Genomic DNA, 26,223 nt, shown 5'->3' with positions numbered 1-26,223 from the left:
GCTCCGCTCAACGTTGCATGGTGCATTGGAGCATGTCATTGAAAAGCTGCTCTGCATCACTGCGGTCAATCCTGACAAGCGGGTCATTGAGGAAAGCTTGAAACGCGAGGCCAGTATCCTTTGTTAGACCTGCTTCCGACACTGCCTCTTGATTGGATATATGCCTAGCCGCCAGCATTTCCACACCTTTCGGAAGCGCTCCGGAAAAAATCGGCTGGACACGGTTCCTTGTGATGAATGCGTTTGTTTCGACAATGGCTTGTATAGGAAGGTTTGAGACCTGGCCTTGATTCGGCATATTTACATTTGTGACGAGTTCACCCAATCCGAGAAGAGCCGCTATGATGTTCACGCCTTCTTCTCCCGAAGCTTTCTCAGCAACGCCCCGTTGTTGCACGATCAACCGTTCTGTTTCTTGTCGTTTCTCAGCTCTGTCTTTTTTTCTGAATGATATAGGTGTGAGATGAAATTTCCATACTTCAGGCTGTTTGAGGTATGGGCCGGGAAGAAACTCTGCCAGATGCCTGTCTCCTGCAGCAGGGATGGCGCCATACGTTTCAAATAAATTAAACGCAACACGGTGTGCCGAACAAAAGACGCTGTCCCTCCAGCTTTCCGCCTCCAGCTCATATCCTGATTCCCCATAGTGCGCGCTGAATTCACGGAATATAGGCAGCAGGTCAATATGGCGGTAAGAGGCTTTTGTGATCCATGTAAAATGGTTAATGCCGAGCACATTAACGCGGATATCCTCACGCCGCGGCACCTCTATCCCCAGCCTTTCCGTGACCATTTCCGCCAATAGCTTTTGCGTCCCGAATACCTCGTGGCAGCAGCCAATCGCTTTGATTCCGGGAAACACTTTATACAGCACTCTTGTACAGACAGACATCGGGTTTGTATAATTAATGACCCATGATTCAGGTGCGTAGTCTCTTATTGCCCGGGCAATTTCCGCAAATATCGGCACAGCACGCAAGCCCCTGATGATCCCTCCAGGCCCGACAGTATCACCTACAGACTGATAAATACCGCAGCGCTCAGGCAAGTGGACATCGACTTCCATATCATCCAGTGATCCCGGCAAAATGGAAATAATGACGATATCAGCGGCTGATAACGCCTTTTTCAAAGTAGAAACAGCCTCATATCTCCATCTGCCGTTCCCGCTGTGATTGCCGATCACTTCATTTTTCTGAGCGGCTTCAAAATCAAGATCATAGAGCGCCACCGTGCCTGACATCCGTTCATCAATCGACAAATCACTCATCAGGCTTCTGGCCCAGCCTTGGGACCCCCCGCCGATATAGGCAATCTTAATCTGATCTAATGTACTGATATGAAACACTCCCTTTCTCAGCCTTTCACCGAACCGATCAGCATTCCTTTTGCAAAGTGTTTTTGTAAAAATGGATAGACCGCCAAAATCGGCAGCGTCGCAATGACAATGACAGCGAGTTTAATTCCCTGCTCCGGCGGAACTGCATTTTGCATCGTATCACCATTGGTCGCCGTTAAATCCGATAAAATTGTGACTTGGCGAAGCACCATTTGCAGCGGCCATTTTGCACTGTCATTGATATATAAGAGAGCGTGGAAGAAATCATTCCAAATCCCGACCGCATAAAACAGCGCAAAGGTCGCAATAACTGGCTTTGACAGTGGCAGGGCGATCCGCCAGAAGACGCCGATTTCGGAACAGCCGTCAATTTTTGCTGATTCCTCCAGCTCGCGCGGCAGCTGCTGAAAGAAGTTTTTGATAATAATAAGGTTGAACGGATTAATCGCCATCGGCAGAATCAATGCCCAATACGTATCCAAAAGGCCAAGTGATTTTACGACAAGGTACGTCGGAATCATGCCGCCTGAAAACAGCATGGAGAAAATCACCAGATTCAACAGCAGATTCCGTCCCTTCACATGCCGCTTCGCCAGCGGATATGCCATCGTGAAGGTGAAAAACAGCTGTACAGCCGTCCCGACCACCGTGATGAAGATGGACACACCCATGCTTCGAAGGAACGTTGGTGTCGAAAACACATACTTGTAAGCATCAAGTGTAAAGGTTTTCGGGAAAATAAAGAAGCTCCGCTGGGCGAGTTCCGCTTCTGTCGCAAAGGAACCGGCGATAATATATAAAAACGGCAAAATGGTAATCGCGCCGACACCGCCGAGAAACAGAATGTTGCAGACGTCAAACACCCGTCCGGCTTTGGTGTTGTGCATCGTGTGAATTTCAGCCATACCTCTCCCTCCTCTAAAACAATCCTTCCTGATCAAACTTTTTCGCAATGTAATTGGCTCCAAAAATCAAGATAATCCCGACAACTGATTTAAACAAACCGACCGCCGTGCTGTAGCTATACGCCCCTTGGGTAATCCCCATCATATACACATACGTGTCGAAGATGTCAGCCACACTGCGGTTGAGTGAGTTCGTCATCAAATACACCTGTTCAAAGCCAAGATTCAAAAAGCTGCCGATTCTTAAAATCAACAAAACGATAATGGTGCTTCTGATCGCCGGCAGCGTAATATGCCACATTCTCCTGAACCGCCCCGCTCCGTCCATGATGGCCGCTTCATACTGCTCTTGATCAACCGTAGCAAGCGCTGCCAAAAATAGAATCGTTCCCCAGCCTGTTTCCTTCCAAATGCTTTGCATCACAATCATCGGCCGGAACCAGTCTGCATCCGACAAGAAAGAAATCTGCTCACCTGTCAGGCTCATGATCATTTTGTTGATCACACCTGTATCGACAGTAAAGAAAACGAAGGTGATGCTGACCACAATTGTCCATGATACAAAATGGGGTACGTAAATGAAGGTTTGGATACATCTTTTATACACGGCCTTTCTTACCTCATTCAAAAGCAGGGCTAAAATGAGAGGCGCGGGAAAGGCAAACAAAAGATCCAGGCTCGCCAGCATGAGGGTGTTGCGCAGCAGCCGGAAAAAATCCGGATTCATAAAAAAGTCTTTGAAATAATCAAAGCCGACCCATTCGCTTTTCCAGAAGCCGAGATATGGCGAGTAGTCTTTAAAAGCGATCAGCACGCCCCACATCGGCAAGTATTTAAAAATCAAAAAATAAAGCAGACCGGGAATAAGAAGAAGATAAAGCCATTTGTCCCGTTTGAGCGCAGCCATCCAGCTGATGCCTTTTCCAGCGGTAAGAACAGGTGAATCTCCCTTCTTCGGCACTGTTTCCATATCTGTTCTCCTTTCGTGTTACCGGGGCGCCCGCCGAAAGGCAGGCGCATCGGTTTATTTTGACGATTGGTACAATTTGTTCAAGTCCTTCATCAGGTCATTGCCGCCGCTTTTTTTCCAAAGCTCCACTGCATCAGCGAACCCTTTTTCATCAATTTCTCCAATGATAAATTGTGTTCTCGCGTCGAGGATGATGTTGTCAAGCTGGGCTCCTTTTTGGGTATAGACATCAGATACAAGCGACTCAGCCGGGTTAAAGACGGCTATTTTTTCTCCTTCGGTTATGATGTCCTTACGATGCTGGAAGAGCTTGGTTTTCTGGTCTTCGATGTAATACTCGCTTTTCGGAATCGACATGCTGAACTGTGCCAAGCCTTCATGCTCATACAGGAGAGATTTGTTATTTTTTTCAAGTGAAGTGAATACGCCGTCCTTGAGCTCGTAATTGCGGCCCTTCACTCCGTTGTTCGTGAGAATCTGCGCTTCCTTATCATTCATCTTATCGAGGAAGGACAGCACCTCTTTCAGCTCTTTTTCAGTTTTGACGCTTGATTTTGGTATCGTGATCATGCCTGAATAACCAGATGTCGGGAAAGTGCGCTTGCCATTCGGTCCCTCAAGCGAGCCGACGATATCAATGATATCCTTGTTCGACTCATCCGCCTCCTCCATCGCGCTTTGGATTTGAGACGCTCTTGAGCCTGTATCAACGATGACACCCGCTTTTCCTTTTACAACCGGATCATTCCACTTCGCAGAATCCATGACAGCAAAATCCTTATTGATCAATCCCTCATCATAGAGCTTTTTAAAAAACGTGAGCGCATTCATGTATTCCTTCGTTGTAAAATCTGGAATCAGCTTTCCGTTTTCAACACCGTAGCGGTTCGGAGCGCCGAACCAGATTTGCAGAACATCCCATGGGCTTCCGTTGCCGAGTCCCATCCATTTCGGCACGACCATGCCGTACGTATCATCCTTGCCGTTTCCGTCAGGATCTTTTTCCTTAAAGGCTTTCAGCACTTCATAGAAATCATCAAGCGTTTCCGGCATATCCAGACCGACATTTTTCAGCCAGTCGGTTCTGATGATCATACACGCCCTGATCAGATCCCTCGTTCTGTAGATTCCGTACACCTCGCCGTTCACCGAGCTGTTCTTCAAAATCTTTTCATCTGCCTGGCTTAAATTCTTGTAGTCTTTTAAATAAGGAGACAGTTCCCAAAACGCCCCTGCTTTGACAGACTTGATAAAGCCGGCTGACTTATCTTTAATGACAATCGCGTGAGGCATCTCTCCTGAAGCCATGACGATGTTGAATTTGTCGTTGTAGGATGAATCAGGCACCCATGTGACCTTAATCTCTTTGCCTGTGTATTTTTCGAGCGCTTTTAATGAAGGGCTTTTATCACTCGGGCTTTCCGGCGATAAAAGCGGCGCCATAATTTTGATCGTATCTTTCGAACCGCTTGCTGAATTGGATGTTTCCGAATGGCTGCATCCGGCGATCACCATGGCAGCAAGCGGCAAGGCCATCCATTTTTTTCGCATTCTTATTTTCATGTTGCGTAAGTCCCCCTTTTTTCAATTTGCATTTCCCCTTTGCTCCTCTCAATATAAAGCGCTTACATAAATTCTTGCAATCTTCATTTTTTGCACCATTTCTCCTATGAAATTCCGGCTGTTATCCTTTTTTGCCCGATGTTTCTTTTTTTGCCGGAAGGGAATCTCCGATCAGTTCCAGCGCCGCTATGACATTTAAACACCATTGAGAGACAGTGTTCGTTGTCACCCATGGAAGCTCCTCTAGCTGCATCCATGTCTCGATGCGCTCCGGTTTGATCGGAAGCGGCGTATGGCTGAGCTTATCTTCTAGCAAAAGATTCCACGCTTTGGCGGCGAGATGAGGATCTTGTTTTTTTCTTGCGGCGTAGGCTGTCATACCGGCGGCGAACATCGGCCAGTGAAAATGCCCGTCATGAAGAGCGGCTCCGCTTTTTTTTCGTTTTTCCTCATCACTGAGTGTGTAAAATTCGCCGAATTCACTCAGCATATCCTCCCATTCCCAGTCATCAAGAAGCTCAGCCAGCTCCATCCACACTTGCGGCGCGCCGAAGGCAATGATCATATGATATCCGCCCGCAATGCCGTCTCCCATATGATGAAGCATCGAGGTCGCCGGATCATATTCAAATGTCGGACCAGATAATAAGCGGAGCGGCAGCCGCTTCAGACAGTTGATTCCCGTTTCGATTTTTTTGCGATATTCCGGATTTTCGGTCCGCTCCCATTCCGCCAGCCAGTTCGAGCAAAACGCCGCCCAGTCCGGTCCCGTTCTGGCGTGAGTCGGGTGCTTGCCTTTCTCGTAAAAAGCGCGCATCGGATCGGTTTTGACGAGGGCATAATCGGCATCCTTCACTTCTGTCAAAAGATCTCCCGTCCGCTCATCACCCGTCAGATAATAATAGAATTTATAAAGCCCGGCCATGCTGATTCTCGCTTCCTTGCAGCCGCATCCCCAGTGCACAACGTTATGCCGTGAACCAAGCCCGGCGTATTCACCGAGGTGAAAGCTGTCCGTTTCGCTCGTATGGCGGGTCATGGCTTCTGCCATGCGAAAGATATCCTCTCTGCCTGAGCGGAAAAACGCCTGCCACAGCCATAGGGTCGGAACGAGCTCATTGTTTTGCCATGCGTATCCGCCGAGATCGTACCGCCACATATGCCGAATCGGGTCATACGTATGCATGACATCGCCATAATGCCAAAAACCGTACCATCTGCGTTGCTCTACTTCCTTTTTATAAAACAGAAAGGCCGCATCAAGCTGTTCTTCCAGCTCTTTTTTGAGCGGATGGGATGTGTCAATGATGCTCCATACCCCGAGTGCTTTTGATTCGTAATAGACGTCCGGCTCGCATACAATGAGCGGCGGCGCCTGCCATTTGTCAGCCAGCGCATTGAGGACTTCGTCAGACGGCATGTGCGAAAAGCACGCCAGGCTGATTTCATTTGTGTTCGCAATGCCTGTCGGATCAGAGCGCATTTCATCAAAGCCTTCATACGCGCTGGCCACGTGGGTGTTTCCTGTATAATGCCGCAAATCCATCGCTTCGCCGTCCGGAGGCCAAAGCCAGATAGTCATTTTGGGGCGGCTGCCGGCAAGACCTGTGATTTCCAGTGCTGAAGGATATTTCTCAAAGAAATACCGCAGGCCGAGAGCCACACCGCCATTTTTTCCACCCGCATAGCAGAGCCCCTTCGCCCGGCTGCCATGCAGCATTCCAACCCACGCATAATCTTTTCCGGTCCGTTTTGACAGGCTGTAATGATCGCTGGAATCTTGCACGAGCTTGACATCGTCCCAAACCGCATTCTGTGTGCCATGTGCAAACCATTCCTTATGCTCTTCATCTGGAGACAGCATTTCGCCATTGATTTGTTTTTCATAAAGCGGATATCGTTCATTGAATTTACGTGTGCCAAACAGCTGGGCGGGTTCTTTATACATCCCTTTCTCTCCCGCAAAGCGGAAATGGCGGTTGTACGGCTCTCCCTCCAAAAAAAGGGCAAATTCGATGCCGAGCCCCTTTATGAATTCTTGTTTACCGCTCCTGTCAATCAGCTGCGTGTGCACAAGGCCGATCTCAGACAGCCCGGCATAAAACGTCAATCGGATGACAAACGGCAGCCATTCCTCATTCGTTTTATGGAGCACATGCACTCCCTCGATTTTGACTACTGCTTTGACAGGACCACTCTGCTCAATCGCCGCCCGTTTGATAAAGCTGACAGACCTTTCATGCAAAAGAACCGTTTCCGCCGCCGACTCCTTTCTCGTTTCTCTTATCGCAACGAGCCTCCCGCCTGCGGCGATCGGCTTTCCGTTGATCTGCAATGATTGAATGAAATCAGATCCTGTTTTATGAATGGTACAAACGAGTGCTCCTGTATTCACTTGGATGTCATGCTCTGCCTCATGAATGCTGAGCGATTCAGTTGGCTGCGGCACTTCTCTTTTGCGAACTGTAAAGCTTTGGTTTTCCTGACCGCCAAACACCGCCGCGTGCTTCGTCCACTTGATGCTCCCATCCGGCCAATAGGCCGACGGTTCGCTTTGCACATATCGCGTTTCCGCGTTTTCATTCATAAGCGCCAGACGGTCTCCTTTTTTTAATTCTCCTTTTTTCCATGGCACGCCCCACGTCACGCCGCTTGTCAACTTTGGCTGTTCTGATAACCATTTGATCTTTTTCATCGGCCTCTCCCTCCATAGAAAAAAGCTGATTCGATGCAAAGAATCAGCTGTGATTGTCAAATTGAATCACACGGTATTCATGCGGTCCGACTGCCAGTCTCCCCGCTTTGGTCAAACAGTTCGTCAACAAATCCATTCCCGCTTCCGGCAATGTCACGCTCCCGCCTTTTCCATCCATATTCACAACGATCCACACAAGGCCGTTTTCGCCTATACGCGGGGCAACGATCGTGCCGGGTGTCACATCCGACCGGCTGGAAATAACAGCTTCCTCCGCATAATGCCTGACGAGCGCTTCCAGCATCGCATCCCCTTCTTTTCCGGATGGAAGCGAGCCCAGCATGACAATTTTCCCCTCGCCGTAATTCCGTTCCGTCAGAAAAGCATGGCCCGCCCCCGGTCCTGCTTCAACCGTGCCAAGGGTGTTTCCGCTCTCTGTGTCAAACACCGCGCTCCACAGTCCGAGCGGCGCCGTGATGCCAAACGCTTTTCCTGTATTCACGTTCTCATTCATCGGAAAGGTAAAAAGTGTTTTGATCCCTGACGTTTTCTCAAGTTCGCCAAGTCCGCAATCGGTATGAATGGTATGCTCACATGTGCGCCCTCCTGTCAGCGGCCCGGTGATCCAGATGCCGCCCGCTTCAGCGAATGCCGAAGCTTTTTTGATAAATTCAGAAGACAAATACGGCACAAATGGCGTAAACAGCAAGCGATAGCCGTCCAGTGGAGCGCCTTCCGGAATAAGGTCACGATGAATCCCCGTGTTGAGAATACGTTCATAAAAATGCGTCACAAGCGAACGATGCCGGAGTCCCCGGTGAGGCTCAGTTTTAATAAATGCTTTTGCTCTGTCAGAGTAAGTCATCGCCGCCTCGGCTTGAACGGGTTCAGTCGATAGAATAATAGGCTCGATTTCCTTTCTTGCCCGCTCAACCGCCAGCACATTTTGATAGCCGATGGTGGGTTCGCCCCAGGCACTGAGAACCGAACCGTGGGAAATCTCGCTACCTGAACGCTGCTGTCGCCATAGCCAGTAGCAAAATCCCTGGCTCCCTAAGGCGTAGGACGATACGGCTTCGGCCTGCAAATACCCGTCTGCGTGCGGGTAAGCGGAGCTTTCAAGCGAGGCGGCATACGACGGACTCGTTTCCAAAATCCAAAACGGGCGTCCCTGTTTCAGATTTCTCCATAAATCACAGTTCAATAAAAAGGCAGAGGCGTTTTCCTGCGAAGCGTACGTGTCATAGGAGGCAAAATCGAGATTCTGAAACATTCGTTCATTGTCCACGCTGAACATGACTGATCCGTTATGCGTGATCGGCGCATCTGAATAGCAGCGGATGATTTTGGCCTGTTCATCCGCAAACGAAGCGATCATCTCCATCGAAAACAGCTGATACATAGTGCGTAGAGAGGCATGATGCAGAAACGGGGCCGGTCCCGGCTGCGGGACTTGCTCAAACGTCTGATAGGTCTCGCTCCACACATCGGTTCCCCAAGCTTCATTCAAGCGCTCAATTACCCCGTAGCGATTTTTGAGCCAGTCATGCCATAGGCGCAAGCATGTCTCACACATGCATTCTGCAACATGGCATTTAAACTCATTGTCTAGCTGCCATCCGATCAGCCCCGGGAGCCGGCCAAGCTCCTTGGCGATGGCTGTGGTGATGATGGCGGCTTTTTTTCGGAAATACGGGTTGTTCGTACAGGCATGCTGACGGGAGCCATGCCCCATGATCTCTCTTTTTTCATTGGCATGCATGCGTTCGGGCCGGCCATGTGAGAACCAAATCGGCGGGGTAGGCGTCGGCGTGCACATAATCGTTTCGATCCCGCTATCATACAGCCGGGTGATGATTTCTTTGAAAAAACCGACGTCAATTTTTCCTTCTTCAGGTTCCATGACAGACCAGGCAAATTCGCCGATCCGCACAACATTTACGCCAACTTCACGCATGATGTCAATGTCCTGCTGAATCGTCTCTTCATCCCATAATTCCGGATAATAGCAAGCGCCATGATACAGTTTTCTCATCACATTTTCACCTTTCTTTGATGATCGATTCTGTCAATGGCAGGCCGAGCTCCTTTATGCCTTTTGCCACAAGTTTCGCCATTTCATTTGCGCCTTTTTTTGTAAAATGCGTGTAATCGTTAATCCCTTCTGAAATCATAAAATAGGTGTATACTTTTTCCTCGCCCTTCTCAGTAAAGAAAGCAAGGCTTTTCTCCATCAGATCAATGAGCTGGACATTCTCCTCTTCAGCCGTCTGCTTCATGGCAATGCAGTAATCTGGAAAATCGTTCAAAAACACGCCATTTTCGAAATGAAAGCGGGCTACGGGGGTAATGAGAAGCGGATGGGCGCCTTTTTCCCGCGCGCCTGCGATATACTGCTTTAAATATTGTTTATAAGTAGTGTAGGGCTCGGTGTAGCGCTCCGGCTTATTTTTCGACGCGTCATTATGGCCCATCTGCACGAACAGCCAATCATCCGGCTCAATCACATCAAGGATCGCCTGAAGCCTGCCCTCTTCGACAAATGTCTTCGAGCTTCTTCCCCCGATCGCTCTGTTGATCACCTGAATATGCTCCGGCAGATGCGAGCCGAGAAACTGCCCCCAGCCCCCTTGATTTGTGCTGTCTCCATACGTTTGAACAGTCGAATCGCCGGCAAGATAAATATGATTTGCCATTTTTCATTCCCCCTCGTTTTTTATACAGCTTCCATCACGGATAGCTCTTCCCTTGAAAAAACCGGTGCGTACAGCGCTTGAGCATTGGTTCGTCCTGCCCGTTCGTTAATCATCTCGTCGTAGCGTTCAGCCTTTGCGTCTTATCCCTTATTCCTCTTATAGCGGCGCCTCCGCTTTGCTTCCCGCTATGTACAGGACGGGCTTCGGCGGTTTTTTCATTCCCGTTCCGAGGTAAAAGCTCGTGTGCGGCGGCTGGTTGTAGGCGGTATTCTGCCAGGCGATGCCGAGCCTGTAAACCGGATCATGCATCAGCGTGTAAAAGCGGTGGCGGGTGAGATGTGTCGTTGTATAGATACGGAGCGCGCTGCTGTCTTCCGTTCTCCATATCACTTCTTCCCGCCAGTCTCCAAACAGGTTGGCCTGAAGAACCGGGTTTCCTTTCGTGCCGTTGTTAGACAGCACGCCGGCCGGCTGAAATATCGTCTTCAGACAGCCGTTTTCAGCATCCCATTTTTCGATCTTTGGCCTGCCAATCGTTCCGTCCCAGTCATGATCAAGCAGTTCTCTGACCAAATCACCGTCCCACCAGATGGCGAAATTGGCTGAAGCGGGTGCTTTGTCGCTGATTTTTTCGCCTTTGCTCGTAAAAAGCCCATACGACATGCCATCATTGCCCGGCGGATCAATTCCCCAGACGAGCGATCCTTTGTAGCTTGGGTCAATATGAGCCGCCATGCCCCGGCCAACGTCAGTTCCAGCATGGACGCCCCATAATATCTCACCGGTTCCGGCATCTCGCAGTGACAGTCCGTACGGCTTCGTGGCATCCTCATGCACCTGGAACACTTCAAGCCCTTTTCGTGACGGGTCCAGATCCCCTACATGCATCGCGTCTCCGTGCCCGAGCCCCGTTGAGTACAGGCCGGTTCCGTCATGATCGACAGCCATTGCGCCGTATATGATTTCATCTTTTCCGTCTCCGTCGATATCCGCCACGCTTAAGCTGTGGTTCCCCTGTCCTGCGTACGCTTCATGTCCCGGCTGGTTGGAGTCAAATACCCAGCGTTTTTTGAGCCTTCCGTTTCTGAAATCGTATGCCACGAGCACGGCTCTCGTATAGTAGCCGCGCGCCATTACAAGGCTCGGCCGCTCCCCATCCAAATAAGCGATCCCGGCGAGAAAACGGTCCATCCGGTTTCCATAGCCGTCTCCCCAATCCTCCAGCTTGCCGCGGGGCGGTTCATATTCCACGGTCGTGAGCGCCTCACCGGTTTCTCCTTTAAACACCGTCAAATATTCCGGACCGGACAAAATTCTGCCCTGTTCGTTTCTAAAATCGGCATGCTCATCACCGATGATATGTCCTTTCCCGTCTGTTGTGCCGTCAGCTGTTTTCATGGCGATTTCTGCTTTTCCGTCACCATCCAGGTCATACACCATAAATTGCGTGTAATGAGCACCCGCCCTGATGTTTCTGCCGAGGTTGATGCGCCACAAAAAGGTGCCGTCCAGTTTATAGGCATCTATGAGCACCTCCCCGGTATAACCGTCATGAGCGTTGTCTTTTGAATTGGATGGGTCCCACTTCAGGATCATTTCATATTCTCCATCCCCGTCTACATCCCCGACACTGGCATCATTGGCTCTGTAAGTGTACGGCTTTCCGTCCGGCGTCACACCGCCTTCCGGTCTGGCAAGCGGAACCTCCAGAACATTTTCCTGCCAAACACGAGCTTCCTTGGAAAGCTTTTCTTCCCGTCCTTTATTGACAGCCGCCACTTGATAAACAGAGTCAGCCGTTCCGTTTTGATCGAGAAAATTAGTGCTTTCAGCGATTGGATCGCGGGTGATCCGCTTTCCATCCCGATAAAGGTGAAAAGCCGTCGTCTCATGATCTGTTCCGAGAAAACGCCAGCTGACAAACACGCCCTGATCTGTCTTTACCGCAATCAAACCTCTGGTCAAGTATTCCATTTGCCTCTTTTTTGGTTTCATTTGATGGGAACGGGCTGCGCGCAGCCCGTTCCTTCCCCCTTTCAGTTAAGGCGTATACATATTTGGTTTTGGCTGTTCCGCCATGCCGTCTCCTAAAAAGAAGCTTGTGTGCGGCGGCTGGTTATAGGCGACATTTTGCCAGGCGATGCCAAGCCGGTACACCGGATCGTGCATCAACGTATACAGCCTGTGCTCAGTCGGAATGGTCGTCGTGTAAATGCGCAGAGCACTGCTGTCCTCCGTTCTCCACACGACATCCTCGCGCCAGTCACCGAGCAGATCAGCCTGAAGCGCCGGTGTTGCTTTTGTGCCGTTGTTAGCCGCTGCGCCTGATGCAGTCAGCACATTTTTCGATACGCCGTTTTGATAATCCCACTTATCAATTCGGTTGCTGTCCAGCTGTTCCCGGAGCAGATCGCCGTCCCACCAGATGCCGAAGTTGGTCGAGGACGGAACCCCGCTTCCAATTTTGACCCCTTTCGCTGAGTAGAGAGAACCGTTTGCCCACACTTCCTGTCCCGGATAACGCGGGTCAATATCAGCAGCCATTCCCCGGCCTACATCCTTGCCGGCATAAACGCCCCAAAGGATTTTTCCGGTTGCAGCATCCCGGAAAGATAAGCCGTATTTTGCATTTTTGTCCTCATGAACTTGAAACACCTCAAGCCCCGGCCGGCCCGGATCAAGATCTCCTGTATGGAGGGCATCCCCATGGCCTAAGCCGGTCGAGTACATGCCTTTCCCGTCATGATCAACAGCCATTGAGCCGAAAATAATCTCATCTTTTCCATCCCCGTCAACGTCCGCGATGCTCAGGTTGTGATTCCCCTGTCCGGCAAACGCTTCATTTCCTGACTTTGAGGAGTCCAGCGTCCAAAGCTTTGACAGCTTTCCATCCCTGAAGTTATAGGCAACTAGCATGGTTTTAGCGTAATACCCTCTGGTCATGATCAGGCTCGGCCGCTGTCCATCAAGGTAGGCAATGCCGGCGAGAAAACGGTCAACACGGTTGCCGTAGCTGTCTCCCCAATCCGACACATTGCCGCGCGCCGGTTCAAAATTTGCGGTGACAAGCTCTTTCCCGGTTGAACCTTGAAACACAGTGAGATATTCAGGGCCTGAAAGCACACGCCCCTGTTCATTTCTGTAATCTGCATTGGCATCTCCAATTACTTTGCCCGTGCCGTCTTTTGTCCCGTCTGCCGTTTTCATTGCCACTTCCGCTTTTCCGTCACCATCAAGGTCATACACCATAAACTGGGTGTAGTGCGCGCCCGCTCTGATGTTTTTGCCGAGATTGATCCGCCATAACTTTGTGCCGTCCAGTTTATACGCGTCAACCAGCACGTCACCCGTATAGCCATCCTGTGAATTGTCTTTTGAGTTAGACGGGTCCCATTTTAGGATCAGCTCGTATTGCCCGTCACCATCCACATCGCCAACACTTGCGTCATTAGCGCTGTACGTGTAACCTTCACCCTTTGGCGTCGTGCCGCCAGCCGGTTTATCCAGCGGAACGGAATGATACGGCTGCGCCCATACGGAGGCTTTTTCAGAAGCCGGCTGTTCGGTACCGTTTACAACAGCCCGGACCGTATACGTCGAACCCGCCGATCCATTTTTATCCACATAGTTCGTGGTTTTGACAGGCGCAGCATTCAGTTTTTGCCCGTCTCTGTACACATTGAACAAAACAGATGCGTTTTCGGTTCCAAGAAACCGCCAGCTGACAAAAATGCCCCCGTCCGTCTTGACCGCTACAAGCCCCCGGTTCAGCGCTTCCATCTGCCGCGCTGCCCCTTCAGCTTTCACAGGACATACAGAGGTTCCCATCACCAACAAGACCAGCAACGTAACAGCGGTAAACATGCGTTTCCTTCGTGTAATCATCAGACAGCTCCTTCTCATTTATCTGTAAGCGCTTACTTAAATTGGATTTTATGCGCTGTGTGAGCTGTCTTCAATTTCACTTTTTTGCATCTGCCTATTTCGGACACTGCACTTTTTTGCGTATTTGTCACTTTTTTGTTACCCGGCTTGATGGTGCTGGGCCTCCGTCTTTTGAAATCCCCTAAGAGCAAAAAACATCAACACAAGCCCAAATAAACACGGGCCGTAAAATGGGATCAGGCCAGGAAGCGTATAAAGCAAATAAAGGACAAATCCGCACCCGATCAGCATACAGCCAGTTGTCAGCGGTCTCATGGCGCCAAACAGCAGTGCCTGCGGAATATATTTGCGAAGCGGGAGCTGGTAATGCACATAAAGGGGAAACACATACATCAGCGCGATGATATACAAAAGCCCTGCAAGCAGCGTGCAGCTTGTTACTGCAAAGGACAGCCAATTCGTACTGGCAGAAAAATAATGATAGTTGGCAGACAATATGAGCAAAAGAGCCGAAAACGCCAATCCGATCGCATTAACCTTGAGAAACTCTTTTTTATAGGTATCGAGAAATAAAGGAAATATCGGGACATCCTTTTGCCCCATCAGCCATTTCCTTATAACGGCACACATCGCGGCTGTGCTCGGCGCCCATCCGAAAAGAACGCCGCCCAAAAGTGTAAACAACAGCCACAGCCCGTTGAGCCATGCTATTTTCACCACCGCTTCGCAGCCTGCATAAAGCGCATCCGTTACAGTCGTCTTCATCTTCTCACCGCTTGATGTACGGCAAAATCCCTGTAAGCTGCTTTCATGGGGGCCATCTGCCGGAACCCGATTTTTCCTTTTGTTAACACAGGCCCATATGTGCTGCCGTCGTCCATCCACTCAAGAATGGGCAGATCATTGATTGAAAAGTGCACATAGCCTTTGTCTTTGATCAGCTTCATACGATACGGAGAATCAGCGTCGTCTGGAGAAGGCAGCGGATCGGCCCCCATTGCGGCGAGGTGGAAACCGCGGCTTTTTCTTAAATTGCAGGTGCGGAACGCTCTTTCCTCCGGGTATTTTCTGCGGAAATACGACAGGTGGAGCGCATTGATGTCCCCCGAATGATACTCGGGGTATTTTCCCGTTCTTTTCTGGAGACTTGGATCAAACAAATCCTCGCCTCCCATTCCCGCAGCAGAAAAAAACAGCATACACAATCCCGGCTGCTCGATCGGGGAGAAGTCCCATGTCACAATGATGCCGTCTGGAAAGGTTTCCGGACACCAAAAGACAAAGTGCGCTTCGTCCTGAACATGTGACAGGTGCAAGCTGTGATCGTCAAATGAGATCTGTCCGCCTCCCTCCATCCGCCAGTCCTTCACATCGCTTTTAGACCGGAGCGGATTGCGATACAGGCAAGCGCCTTCCTTATACATGTTCTTTTCCCTCCCGGCTCACAAGGTGGTCCTTAAGCGGAAGTCCGAGCTCTTCAATGCCTTCTGCCACAAGCTTGGCAACCTCCACTGCACCTTCTTCCGAAAAATGCGTATTGTCCTCAATGCCGTCCGGGTAATTCGGATGTTCATTCGGCTGAAACCAAACGAACAATCGCTTCGACTCCTCCGGCCCGTATGCTTCATACAGCACCTTTGTTTTCGCAAGCAGATCAATCACAGGTACATCGAGCTCCTTCGCCAGTGCTTTCATCGCATCGGGATACTCACCGAGGGAATGCTCGATTCGTCCGTTTTCATCAAAGCGGCGGCGCTGCACCGATGTGACGAACACAGGATGCGCGCCCTTTTCGCGTGCCGTATCTGCAAACAAGGTAAGAAACTGCTGAAATGTGGAGTACGGCTTCGTCCCCCGCGGTTTTTGGTCATTGTGGCCGAATTGAATCAACAAATAATCGCCTTGTGTGATGCGTTCGGCAATTGCTTGAAGCCTTCCTTCCTCCACAAAAGAATTGGTGCTCGCTCCTCCTTTGGCATGATTGTGCACCACTACCTCTTCAGAAAACAATTGCCCGAATACCTGCCCCCACCCCGCCATCGGCGCTTCATGAGGCGGGCAGTCACTCACAGTGGAATCCCCCGCTAAAAATACTTGAATTGGTTTCTTCATCACATGTTCTCTCCTTTCACGGCGTTTCCTGATACATTTGCCTGAAGACACCCGGCGGCATGCCGACCTGTTTTTTAAAAATCCGGTTAAAGTAATTGTGGCGGTAGCCGACTTCTTCTGACACGTCATGAATTTTTTTATTCGTATTGACCAGCAGTTCTTTCGCCTTTTCGATTCTGATCTGGGTCACATAATCGATAAAATTAATGCCGGTCACTTGCTTAAATGCCTTGCTTAACGTATATGAATTCATGCCAAGCGCATCGGCACAGCTTTCCAATGAAATATCCGCCATATACTGTTCGTGAATCATCGCAATCACACGTTCTGCCAGCTGCTTTTGCTGTCTGTTTTTTCTGCCCTCAAGCTTGGAAAGGTAAGGCGTCACCACTGCATCCATCAACCAGGCCGCCGCTTCATTAGGTTCGCGCAATTCTGAAATATCAAGAAACGGATTCCGATGCTGAAATAGTTCGCTGGGATTGAGCCCGGAATGCAAAATATCCTCCTGAATGCGGGAAAACAGCTGAATCAGGGCGGAGTGCACATGCCTGTCTATAGCCGCCTTTTCCGCCAGTTCCTCCATGCATACACGAATCAGTTCCTCGGCCTCCTGTTTTCTTTCCAGCCGGATAGCCTGAACAATTTGTTTTTCCAGTTCAAAAGGGTAATAAGGAGCGAACTGCTCATCCTGAGGGAAGTCGGCCTGCAAATCAATGACCTGATTCCGGTTGGCAAACTGCCTGCAGGATTTGCCGCTTTTCACATTCTGAAATAAAGAAGGAATTTCCGTGACACGCTCCGTCTCGCTGCTCAATGTCGAGGTCAGGCATAGTCCGGTTACATCCCCAAATTGGCGTGCCAGCTCCGTTATATACGCCTTCAGATCAGAGCTGTTTGTTTTCATCACAAGAACGGTGATAGAAAGCCGGCCGATATCAAGTATGGAGAGCTGAAAAACGCGTTTATCCGCCAATTCCTCAGCGATATTAGTCAGTGTAAACACAGCGAGCTGTTCATCATCGCAACAGAAGATGCTTTTTTCACAGCGGAGTCCTGTCAATTGAAGATCCAGCACATGAAACACGTTTTCGCCGATGTTCCAGCCGGCCTCCTCCATCCGAGATCTGAGACTGTCCTCGTTGTCATAGTAAAAATCCCCCTGCAAGAGGTGCTGCAAAAAACTCTTTTTCATATGGGGCGTCTGCCGCAGGAGCTGCTCTTGGAGCTTCCGGCTTTCAAGGGATAGATCCTGCCATCTCTTTTCAATCCACTTGAATTCATCCTGCCCGGACGCCTGCCATACTTTCTTCTCTCCTCCGGTAAACAAGCCAAGCAAATGCTGAATGGGACGATAGATTTTTTTTGATGCATACCATGTCATGCATACCGCCAAACCGATGCAAATGACCAGCATCACGATGATCACTTTTGATAAAAACACCATCGGCGCTGTAATAGCTGAAAGAGGCGCTGCTGACATAAAGGTCCATTGCTGATGCATCCGGTTCATTTCTCCAAAGGAGACAGAATACACCTTGCCTTCCCATTCCAACTGAAAATGGCCGTTCTCAGCAGGCTGTTTTTTTATCTCTTGAAGTAAAGTCTTTTCAAAATCTTTTTCCCCTTCATGAAACAGCACCTCTTGATTTTGATCTAAAAGTAGCGCACTGCCATCAGGATAGGGGGACAAGCTTTGCAGGATTGATTCCATTTCTTTCGGATCAACCGCCAGCATGATCGCGCCGAACGGTTTCTCCGCCGCGCCCGGAATGAGCTGGATCAGCATCGCTTGGTTTCCCGACCGTTTCCAATAAATGCTGCGGTCTGAGGCAAGCAGCGAGCGATACTTGCGAAGCGCCTCCTGTTCTGTCAAAGCGCTGTATTCAGGGCTCAGCACAAGTGGCCGGGGGCTGTTCAGAAAGATGGAAGCCTGCTCGATCAGCGGCTGCTGGTCCCGCAAAAGAAACAGTTTTTTCGTTAATTGATAGGAGAACGTAAAGTCTTTCTCCAAATCCCTCTCGGCCAATCCATTCATCAGTGAAGAATCGTAGGCCATCTGGGTGAGTGCCAGTTCAAGCACTCCCAGCTTCTCATCCATTCGGCTGACCTCACGCGCCACCTGTGTTTCATGCGATCTCTGCAGCTCTTTCTCCACCTTGTCGATCGAAAGAAAGTAGATTGCGCCGCCAGTCAGCAATCCGGGAATACAGGCAATCAGCAAAATGAAGACAAAGTTTCTTTTGAAATACGTTCCCTTCCAGCGAGAAACCCGTTCCTTCTGTTGAGGCTGTTTTTTCATCCCTTTCCCCCCGCCGCTGTCTTTACTGATACACGCGTTTTTTCGTTTTCAAAACATCAGCAAGAAACGTCAGCGCAAGTCCCTGCCCCCATCCTTGTATTCGTTTGTAAGGCACCTGTTTGTATCCTTCGGCATTTTTCATGACGGCTGTCCCGGCCGATACCCTGCTGACCCGTCCGTCCTCTTCCACTGCATCCAAAATGGCGGCAAGCGATTTCTGCACATATTTTGTATACAGCTTTCCGCTCGACATCAGAGCAGAAGCAATACCCGCTGATGCCGAAACCTCCAGATAAGAATCCGGATCATCCAAAATCGTATGCCACAGCCCTGATTCATCCTGAAGCCGGACAAGCGCGCTCAGCTGGTCTCTGAGCGATCCGTCGATGATCATAAAGGAAGGATGTGTCACCTCAATGAGCGGGAGCGCCTTTGCCATCGTGAGTGCCGCCCAGCCGTTCGCCCTGCCCCAATAAATCCCCGACAGATGATTTTGCGCTTTGTTGTCCCAGGCGTGGTAGTACAAATTCGTGACAGGGTCCTGTAGCACATCCTCATGTCCGTGAAACTGGCGCAGGCCGTCTTCAAAATAATCCTCACGCTCCATGACCCGCCCAATTCTCAGCATAAACAGCCCAGCCATCATCAGCGTATCCGCCCATGCCTGCTCAGGAAACACATATTCTGCCGCATTCACCGTATGCTGAAGGATCCCCTCGCCAAAGCGCGGCGCCTTATGCAGCACATATTCCGCCATCTCGGCCGCTGTTTCCAAATACACGTCATCACCCGTCACCTTGTGGAGGAACAAAAGCGTATGCCCGATGGAAACTCCGTTGATTGAAAGCGGCGGCAGCCCATCCTCCAGCTGTTCATCCACCCACGTTTTTAACAGATTGATATATTCCTCGTTTTCCGTCGCTTCATAGGCCTCCGCCACGCCGTAAAACGCGACGCCGCCCGGCCAATCCCACGCAAAATCCATCTGAAATGTCCGTTTCACGATCCGGTCAATAACCGACGTCACCTTTTCTTCATCAAAGATAAGCTGTGCCATCTGCAACACTCCTTTTTATTTTAATCCGGTCGTACTGATGCCCTGAACGATATATTTCTGAAACAAAAAGAAAACAAGAATCACAGGCAATAACGAGACGGCTGACATGGCAAACATCGCGCCCCAGTTCGAAGCCGACTCTGTATCGAGAAAAAGCTTCAGCGCAAGTGAAACAGGGTAAAGCTCCGGCTTATTCAAATACAAGAGCGGCTGAATCAGCTCCTCCCACTTCCAATAGAAGGAGAAAATCGCAGACGTCGCAAGCGCGGGGGCAATCAGCGGGAGAATGATCCGCCAAAAGCAGGCAAAGCGTCCGCATCCGTCGATTCGCGCGGCTTCATCCAGCTCCTCGGGAATCGTCCGGATAAACTGGATCATCAGAAAGATAAAAAACGCATGCCCGAAAAATTGCGGAACGACAATTGGTTTAAAGGAATTCAGCCAGTCTAATTTCGCAAACATAATATACTGCGGAATCATCAACACTTCATGAGGCAGCATTAACGTCCCCATCATGCACGCAAACCAAAATTTTTTTCCCTTAAACGGAATACGCGCAAATCCGTACGCAATGACAGCCGATGACAGGACGGCACCGATTGTTGACAGTCCGACAATGATCGCCGAGTTTTTAATAAACGTCAGAAACGGCTGTCCCGCGATACCCTTCCACCCTTCAGCATAGTTACTGAGAATAAAAGGGTCGGGAATGAGAGAATGTGAGGTTGTAAAAATACTGGCGCTTTCTTTAAACGAGCTGACAAACAGCCAAATGACCGGGTACAGCAGTAACACCGCCAGCGTTGCCGTAAAAACATGGAACAGTATGCGTTTGGGACTGACGCGACCGGCTTTTTTTCTTTCTAAAACCGGGGCTTTTCTGACAGGCTCGTTGACCGGCTCCATCCGTCATTCCTCCTTTGACTCGTAATGAACCCAATATGATGATGTTTTAAACAATATGAGCGTAATCAGCCCGACAATGACAAGCATGACCCACGCCATCGCCGATGCGTAGCCCATTTGAAAATAGTTAAACGCACGCTGGAACAAATAGAGCGAATAGAGAAGTGTCCCGTCAAGCGGCCCGCCCTCGCCCTTCGAAATGATATAGGCAGGTGTAAATGTCATAAAAGCAGAAATCGTCTGCATCACTAGGTTAAAGAAAATAATCGGTGTAAGAATCGGAAGCGTGATCTTGAAGAAACGCTGCACCCGATTTGCCCCATCCACACTTGCCGCTTCCAAATACGAAGACGGAATGTTTTTCAGCCCGGCCAAAAAAATCAGCATTGACGACCCGAACTGCCAGACGGACAGCAGAATCAATGTCCACAGCGCACTTGTCGGATTCTGGTACCAAAGAATTTTTTGATCAATCCCGACAAAAAACAGCAGCGCATTGATGACCCCGTCATTGCCAAAAATATTGCGCCACATAATCGCCACGGCGACGCTCCCGCCGATGATCGAAGGCAGATAAAAGAGCGTTCTGTAAATGGCCGTTCCTTTTGCTGCATTGTTTAAAATGACAGCGATAAAAAGCGCGAAGCCGAGGCGGAGCGGAACCCCGGCAAGCACATACGTAAACGTCACCTTCAGAGACTGCCAATACTTTTCGTCACCCGTAAACATTTCCTTAAAGTTGTCGAGCCCGATCCATTTCGGCGCCGTAAACAAGTCATAACTCGTGAAGGACAGAAACAGGGACGCCCCCATCGGAATCACCGTAAAGCATAGGAACCCGATGATAAACGGAGAAATAAAAGCATATCCCGCCAGATTGTCTTTTCTAATACTCCGGCTTTTTTTCATTGCGTCAGCCCCATTTCCCGTCAATTATTCCTCTCTAATATCTCATTGGCCTTTTTCCGGAACGTTTTGGCGGCTTTTTCCGGCGATACCTTCTGATACAGAATCTGATCTGACGTATCCTTCAGCAGCTTGATGACCTCCGCGCTTCCCACAGGCTCTGGCGGATCGGCTTTGCTGATGTTTTTTGACGCGGTTTCTACATACTCCACGATGTTGGTTTCTTCCTCATTCAGCTTCGGTTTAATCGCATCCGCCACCTTGTCGGAGACTGGAACGCCTCGCTCGCCTTTAATCAGCTGGTTCGCTTCCTCATTATTCACGAAGAAATTAATAAATTTCGCTGCCTCTTTTTTATGCTCAGAGCTTTTCGGAATGGAAAACAGCATACTCGGCTTCAATGTCAGCGCCTTTTCCTTCATTTGCTTCGGCGGCAGATAGAGAGACAGCGGCGAGTCTGTCAGCCGGGCAAAGCCCAAATATTGATTGGAGTAGTTCCATGTAATCGCTGATTTGCCTTTGACGATAAAATCGTCTTCCATCCCTTTAATCTGTGCGCTTTCATCAGGTGTTGGGGACGTTTTCGCTTTCACCAGCCTCAGCTGCCGCTCAAAGTAATCGACAAACAGCTGATCATCTTGATACGCGAGGCCAGTGCCGTCTTCTTTATAAAAGCGCTCACCCTTTGTGCGCAAATAATAAGGGAAGAAAATATCAGGCGGATGCATTCCGTTGGAACCGTAGACACCGGCTTTTTCCTGAAGATCATACGCCAGCTTCTCGTAATCCTCCCACGTCCAGTTTTCCTGATTGATAGACACACCGGCTTTTTTCAGCAAATCATCATTCGCAATCACAGACAGCACGTTGACACCTAGCGTAAATCCATAAAGCTTATTGTCGATTTTTCCGCCCGACAGCATATTCTCGTCGATTGAACTGACGTCAATCGTCCCATCCTTTGTATACGGCGTTAAATCTTCCAGCTGGTTCTTCTTTCCGTATTGGGCTAAGTAAGCGGTATCCATTTGAATGACATCAGGAAGCTGGCCGGCGGCAGACATGGGCGCAAGCTTTTTCCAGTAGTCATCCCAGTTCGCAAATTCCGCTTCAATATGGACGTGCGGATTCTTTTTCTCGTAAAGTTCAATTACCTTTGTCGTATAATCATGCCTTGGCTGCCCGCCCCACCACGCGATTCTGAGCGTAATGTCTTCTTTTTTCCCCGAGGCCTCTTCGCCCACAGAACACCCGCTGAAAATAAAGACACAGACAAGCGATAACAGAACGTAACAAATCTTCTTCAAACCAATCCCCCCTTTAATGTAAGTGCTTACATTTTATTTTAAAGCGTTCGGATAGGGCGAAACACTCAAAAAACAGTGGCGAAAGTCAAAAAAACAGAGATGGCTATCCTGCGGAAGCGCCTCCCTGTTTTCTTCTGAATTCTGACGGTGTCAGACCGGTATATTTTTTAAAAACAAGACTGAAATACTTCGGATTATCGCCAAATCCGATTTCTTCAGCAATTTCTGATACACTCGCGTCCCGCCTCATTTTCATCTGTTTCATCGCATGTTCAAGACGCACTCGTGTAACATATTGGGAAAATTTCTCGCCTGTTTCCTGCTTAAATAACTTCCCGAGATAATCAGGATTCATAAACAGCATATCCTTCGCCGCCCATTTTAAGGACAGATTCGGATTTCCGAGCTCGTCGGCAATGAGCCTGATCATTTTTGAAATCACTGCGCTCCCGTGCAGGTCACCAGACGCTTCGGCTGTGTCACGAAACAGCTGCCCCGCGTTCCGGAGTTCTCCCGCCTGACTGATGGCCATCTTGCGGTCCGCAAAAACCTCCGCCGCCTTTTCAGTGGCGTTCTCCACTACGGCGAGCACGGTCCATTCTCCGCTGCTGCTAACCGCTGTCAGTGCCGACCCGAGTGCCTCTCTGGCTGTGGCATCAATAGATTGTTCCCCTTTTAAGATCAAGAGGCGGATCTTTTTTCCGGCAAGTGAAGGCGGCGGAGACAGCTGGGCCACACCGGCGATCAAGCCTTCCAAGTATTGATCAGCTGCAAAGGAACGGATATGGTCCAGCTCGTGTTTCAGATGGGCTGTTTTCTTTTTGTGCACATCTTGCCGCTTCAGCTCAGCAATGATTTCCTCCAGCGAGCTGATAATCTGCTGTTCATTGCAGGGTTTCAGCAAATAATGCTTCACCCCATATTTCATGGCTTCCTTTGCGTACTCAAACTCTCCAAACCCGGACAGGACGATAAATTGCACCGACGGACTGATGGCTGACACCTTTTTGATCAACTCAAGCCCGTCCATGCCGGGCATTTTGACGTCTGTGATGACGATATGCGGCTGCTTATGTACAATCTTTTCATATGCTTCATGTCCGTTCTGCGCTTTACCGATCAATGAGGCGCCAAGCGACTCCCACTCAATGATTCCCGCCATTCCTTCAAGGATAATCCTCTCATCATCAGCCAGCAGTATTTTATACATCACACCACCTCATTTCGACACGGTATTGTGATCACAATCCTCGTCCCCTTTTCATGCTCACTATGAATCCGCAAGCCGTATGGCTCTCCGAATGTCAGGCTGATGCGCTCGCGAATATTCCAAAGTCCGATTCCTCTTCCGCCCGTTGATTCAAGAATCCGTCCATCCATGCCAGGACCGTTATCTTCGACCGTAATACAGACACATTCCTTCGCCTTTTTCGCCTGAATCCGGATGGCGCACGGTCTTGTAAAGGGTTCAAGCGCGTATTGAATCGCATTTTCCGCAAGCGGCTGGAGCGTCAGTTTCGGAATGAGGCAATGCTTCACCTCATCGTCAATATCCAACGTGAAATTCAGGCGCTCTTCAAATCGAAATCGCTGAATGGTCATATAGTGACGTAAAATGTCCGCCTCCTCCTGAATGGTCACGATATCCTTTTTCATATGTATGCTGTTTCTCAGAAGAAAACCGAGCGATTCCACCATTTTTGAGATTTGCTTTTGCTGATTCGCCTTGGCCAGCCAATTGATGGACTCGAGCGTGTTATATAAAAAATGCGGATTGATCTGGGCTTGCAGTGCTTTCAATTCGGTTTCTTTAATAATGAGCTGTTTTTCCACATTTTCTTCCATCAGCTCATTAATCCGTTTCATCATGACAGTGAAATGGCGGTTCAGCATGCCGGCCTCATCCTGTGTATGTTCCGGCAGAGAAAGCGACACACCTGCTTCAATACCGCCGTGCTGTACCGATTTCATCGCGGTCACAAGCTGTTCAATCGGCTCCGTGATGCTGTTGGCGATTTTCCTTCCGAAAAGCAAAACCACACAGAAAAAGAGGAGAAAGCATGTGCCGATCACTGTTTTCATAAAGGAAATTTTCGCGAACATCTGATCAAAGGGGATAACGTTATAGTAGCTCCAATTTTGGTAGGATGATTGAAGATAAGAAATAAAGTAACGTTTGCCATTCTTTTTTATCAAGTCATAACCGGGGTGCTTCAGCGTCTCTTTTGCTGCCTCAGGAACATGCGCTGATGCATGTGCCGTATACACCAAATTCCCGCCTTGGTCGGCAATCATAATGTCTCCGACTGAATCGCCCCAATCCTTCGGCACATCACGAATCATTTGTTTTACATTGACTTGGATCAGCACCATGCCCAAGCCGTTCAGACTCAGCTGGTGATATGACCTGATCTGCCGTGCTGAAATCAGGACAGGATCTGACCCGCCGAGCGTCATCCAAAGATTTCTTCCATTTTTCGCTTTCGCTCGCTTAAATACCTCTTCCTGCTCCTGCTGCAAAAGATCTGAAGAACTGCTTCCGGCTGAATACTCTGAGCCGCGGGCATCAATCAAATGAATGGAATCGATGTACTTTTCATCACTGGCATATCCCGCAAGCTGATCCCAAAGCTCCTGCTTCATTTGATATTGATCATACGTATCATCCCGATTTTGCATGCTCAGGATGCGCTGAATCTGTTCGTCTGTAATGATTTCATATGACACATCCTCTATCTTCTTCAGCTCGTCTTCGATCCTTTCAGAAGACATGCGAAGCACCTCCGAGGACTTGCGGTAAATCTGCTCATCATACACATGAAAGGCATACTGGACCCCGCTGTATACAAATAGAAAGGATACGGCCATAATCAACGATAGAAACACAAACAGCTTATCCTTAATCTTCATCCGCCTGTACCAGCCAGCAACTCTTTTCTTCATGCCGCCTTTTCTTTCTCCTGCCGCTGATCCATTGACCGAAACGCTTTAAAGGACAGCTTCGTTAAGATCAGGCTGAGTAAACTCCCGCTGAAAAACAATAGAAACGTGACATGAAACAGAACGAGACAAAGCACACCGACAGCGCCCGCTGCCATCAAAAGTGTCACCGCCGGACGGCTGAAAGCAATCAAAAAGCTGATGCTCAGCACCTCTCTGATTTTTACGTCAAAATGAGAAAATACCGGGAACACATACAGCACAACAAACGCGAAAATCAAACTAATGCTCAGGAATACATTGACGAGCACAGGCTGGTCCATCTGAGCCGCTATCCGCATATCCGCAAACAGAAACAGGGCAGCCGTCACAACGATAAGCCCGAGGATCTGTGATGCCCGCCATTCCTTTTTAAACGTCCGAAAAAAGACAGAAAACACCGGGGCATCTGTATTCCCCTTCGCCCATTCTCTCGCCACTGTAAACATCGCGGCAGTAGCGGGCATCAGCCCAAACACAACCAGGCCTGCAAGAGAAAACAAAATCCAAAGCACATTCAAATAGGCCAGTCTCATCACCCACGTACAAAAACGATTCAGCCCATTTGTCACACTGTGTATCATCAACATCACCTTCCTGC

The 26,223-nt window shown here is 49.4% G+C and carries 20 protein-coding genes; all 20 read right to left on the bottom strand.

Annotation, left to right across the window (positions count from 1 at the left end; translation table 11 throughout):
- Window positions 1-7 precede the first annotated feature (7 nt).
- The gene (lplD, locus tag M1D65_RS03880) at window positions 8-1,348 is read right to left on the bottom strand and encodes an alpha-galacturonidase LplD (RefSeq protein WP_161619323.1); all 1,341 of its coding nucleotides are present in this window, start codon (window positions 1,346-1,348) and stop codon (window positions 8-10) included.
- Between the two features lie 8 nt (window positions 1,349-1,356).
- On the bottom strand, window positions 1,357-2,244 hold the full coding sequence (locus tag M1D65_RS03875) for a carbohydrate ABC transporter permease (protein WP_003242715.1): 888 nt from the start codon (window positions 2,242-2,244) through the stop codon (window positions 1,357-1,359).
- A gap of 13 nt (window positions 2,245-2,257) precedes the next feature.
- Window positions 2,258-3,214 carry an ABC transporter permease gene (locus tag M1D65_RS03870; protein WP_003233808.1) on the bottom strand — a complete coding sequence of 319 codons (957 nt, stop codon included), beginning with the start codon at window positions 3,212-3,214 and terminating at the stop codon, window positions 2,258-2,260.
- A gap of 54 nt (window positions 3,215-3,268) precedes the next feature.
- Complete coding sequence (locus M1D65_RS03865; protein WP_041851200.1) at window positions 3,269-4,777, bottom strand: extracellular solute-binding protein; 1,509 nt, start codon at window positions 4,775-4,777, stop codon at window positions 3,269-3,271.
- Between the two features lie 121 nt (window positions 4,778-4,898).
- Window positions 4,899-7,472 (bottom strand): exo-rhamnogalacturonan lyase family protein, encoded by a 2,574-nt coding sequence (locus M1D65_RS03860; RefSeq protein ID WP_213419653.1) that lies wholly within the window; start codon window positions 7,470-7,472, stop codon window positions 4,899-4,901.
- A 43-nt stretch (window positions 7,473-7,515) separates the two neighbouring features.
- Complete coding sequence (gene yesZ, locus M1D65_RS03855; RefSeq protein WP_064671882.1) at window positions 7,516-9,507, bottom strand: beta-galactosidase YesZ; 1,992 nt, start codon at window positions 9,505-9,507, stop codon at window positions 7,516-7,518.
- A gap of 7 nt (window positions 9,508-9,514) precedes the next feature.
- The gene (locus M1D65_RS03850) at window positions 9,515-10,168 is read right to left on the bottom strand and encodes a rhamnogalacturonan acetylesterase (RefSeq protein WP_161619319.1); all 654 of its coding nucleotides are present in this window, start codon (window positions 10,166-10,168) and stop codon (window positions 9,515-9,517) included.
- A gap of 156 nt (window positions 10,169-10,324) precedes the next feature.
- Window positions 10,325-12,163, bottom strand: coding sequence for a rhamnogalacturonan exolyase (gene rhgX, locus M1D65_RS03845; protein ID WP_064671881.1), 1,839 nt, complete (start codon window positions 12,161-12,163; stop codon window positions 10,325-10,327).
- Window positions 12,164-12,208: 45 nt separating this feature from the next.
- A complete protein-coding gene (rhgW, locus tag M1D65_RS03840; RefSeq protein WP_064671880.1) occupies window positions 12,209-14,053 on the bottom strand; it encodes a rhamnogalacturonan lyase in 1,845 nt (614 codons plus the stop codon).
- A gap of 138 nt (window positions 14,054-14,191) precedes the next feature.
- Window positions 14,192-14,818 carry a YesL family protein gene (locus M1D65_RS03835; protein ID WP_047182244.1) on the bottom strand — a complete coding sequence of 209 codons (627 nt, stop codon included), beginning with the start codon at window positions 14,816-14,818 and terminating at the stop codon, window positions 14,192-14,194.
- On the bottom strand, window positions 14,815-15,477 hold the full coding sequence (locus tag M1D65_RS03830) for a YesU family protein (RefSeq protein WP_124073316.1): 663 nt from the start codon (window positions 15,475-15,477) through the stop codon (window positions 14,815-14,817). Before M1D65_RS03830 ends, M1D65_RS03835 begins: the two co-directional genes overlap by 4 nt.
- The gene (gene rhgT, locus M1D65_RS03825; protein ID WP_124073317.1) at window positions 15,470-16,168 is read right to left on the bottom strand and encodes a rhamnogalacturonan acetylesterase; all 699 of its coding nucleotides are present in this window, start codon (window positions 16,166-16,168) and stop codon (window positions 15,470-15,472) included. The genes M1D65_RS03830 and rhgT overlap by 8 nt, the downstream gene beginning before the upstream one ends.
- A 13-nt stretch (window positions 16,169-16,181) precedes the next feature.
- Window positions 16,182-18,467, bottom strand: coding sequence for a transcriptional regulator YesS (gene yesS / locus M1D65_RS03820; RefSeq protein ID WP_456270781.1), 2,286 nt, complete (start codon window positions 18,465-18,467; stop codon window positions 16,182-16,184).
- 22 nt (window positions 18,468-18,489) lie between these two features.
- Window positions 18,490-19,524: a rhamnogalacturonyl hydrolase YesR gene (gene yesR / locus M1D65_RS03815; protein WP_032677444.1), complete on the bottom strand. Its 1,035-nt coding sequence runs from the start codon at window positions 19,522-19,524 to the stop codon at window positions 18,490-18,492.
- A gap of 15 nt (window positions 19,525-19,539) precedes the next feature.
- Entirely contained in the window at window positions 19,540-20,430 is an 891-nt protein-coding gene (locus tag M1D65_RS03810; RefSeq protein ID WP_015252615.1) for a carbohydrate ABC transporter permease, read from the bottom strand.
- A gap of 3 nt (window positions 20,431-20,433) precedes the next feature.
- Window positions 20,434-21,363, bottom strand: a complete 930-nt coding sequence (locus M1D65_RS03805; protein WP_003233835.1) for a carbohydrate ABC transporter permease — start codon at window positions 21,361-21,363, stop codon at window positions 20,434-20,436.
- Window positions 21,360-22,643 (bottom strand): ABC transporter substrate-binding protein, encoded by a 1,284-nt coding sequence (locus tag M1D65_RS03800; protein ID WP_456270780.1) that lies wholly within the window; start codon window positions 22,641-22,643, stop codon window positions 21,360-21,362. The genes M1D65_RS03805 and M1D65_RS03800 overlap by 4 nt, the downstream gene beginning before the upstream one ends.
- Window positions 22,644-22,746: 103 nt before the next feature.
- Window positions 22,747-23,853: a two-component system response regulator YesN gene (gene yesN / locus M1D65_RS03795; protein ID WP_032726697.1), complete on the bottom strand. Its 1,107-nt coding sequence runs from the start codon at window positions 23,851-23,853 to the stop codon at window positions 22,747-22,749.
- On the bottom strand, window positions 23,853-25,586 hold the full coding sequence (gene yesM, locus M1D65_RS03790) for a two-component system sensor histidine kinase YesM (protein WP_019712808.1): 1,734 nt from the start codon (window positions 25,584-25,586) through the stop codon (window positions 23,853-23,855). The genes yesN and yesM overlap by 1 nt, the downstream gene beginning before the upstream one ends.
- On the bottom strand, window positions 25,583-26,212 hold the full coding sequence (locus M1D65_RS03785) for a YesL family protein (protein ID WP_019712807.1): 630 nt from the start codon (window positions 26,210-26,212) through the stop codon (window positions 25,583-25,585). Before M1D65_RS03785 ends, yesM begins: the two co-directional genes overlap by 4 nt.
- Window positions 26,213-26,223: the final 11 nt, after the last annotated feature.

The organism is Bacillus sp. JZ39 (assembly GCF_053903145.1).
The sequence above is the reverse complement of the archived record's forward strand: the minus strand, read 5'-3'. Positions and strand labels throughout refer to the sequence as shown.

Bases quoted from the DNA above. Each gene is read 5' to 3' on its own strand.
- M1D65_RS03830 (WP_124073316.1), bottom strand. From the start codon at position 15,477: ATGTATAAGGAAGGCGCTTGCCTGTATCGCAATCCGCTCCGGTCTAAA.
- M1D65_RS03850 (WP_161619319.1), bottom strand. From the start codon at position 10,168: ATGGCAAATCATATTTATCTTGCCGGCGATTCGACTGTTCAAACGTAT.
- yesM (WP_019712808.1), bottom strand. From the start codon at position 25,586: ATGAAGAAAAGAGTTGCTGGCTGGTACAGGCGGATGAAGATTAAGGAT.
- M1D65_RS03870 (WP_003233808.1), bottom strand. From the start codon at position 3,214: ATGGAAACAGTGCCGAAGAAGGGAGATTCACCTGTTCTTACCGCTGGA.
- M1D65_RS03875 (WP_003242715.1), bottom strand. From the start codon at position 2,244: ATGGCTGAAATTCACACGATGCACAACACCAAAGCCGGACGGGTGTTT.
- M1D65_RS03865 (WP_041851200.1), bottom strand. From the start codon at position 4,777: ATGAAAATAAGAATGCGAAAAAAATGGATGGCCTTGCCGCTTGCTGCC.
- yesZ (WP_064671882.1), bottom strand. From the start codon at position 9,507: ATGAGAAAACTGTATCATGGCGCTTGCTATTATCCGGAATTATGGGAT.
- rhgW (WP_064671880.1), bottom strand. From the start codon at position 14,053: ATGATTACACGAAGGAAACGCATGTTTACCGCTGTTACGTTGCTGGTC.
- M1D65_RS03835 (WP_047182244.1), bottom strand. From the start codon at position 14,818: ATGAAGACGACTGTAACGGATGCGCTTTATGCAGGCTGCGAAGCGGTG.
- yesN (WP_032726697.1), bottom strand. From the start codon at position 23,853: ATGTATAAAATACTGCTGGCTGATGATGAGAGGATTATCCTTGAAGGA.
- M1D65_RS03785 (WP_019712807.1), bottom strand. From the start codon at position 26,212: ATGTTGATGATACACAGTGTGACAAATGGGCTGAATCGTTTTTGTACG.
- rhgX (WP_064671881.1), bottom strand. From the start codon at position 12,163: ATGAAACCAAAAAAGAGGCAAATGGAATACTTGACCAGAGGTTTGATT.
- yesR (WP_032677444.1), bottom strand. From the start codon at position 19,524: ATGGCACAGCTTATCTTTGATGAAGAAAAGGTGACGTCGGTTATTGAC.
- M1D65_RS03860 (WP_213419653.1), bottom strand. From the start codon at position 7,472: ATGAAAAAGATCAAATGGTTATCAGAACAGCCAAAGTTGACAAGCGGC.
- M1D65_RS03810 (WP_015252615.1), bottom strand. From the start codon at position 20,430: ATGGAGCCGGTCAACGAGCCTGTCAGAAAAGCCCCGGTTTTAGAAAGA.
- yesS (WP_456270781.1), bottom strand. From the start codon at position 18,467: ATGAAAAAACAGCCTCAACAGAAGGAACGGGTTTCTCGCTGGAAGGGA.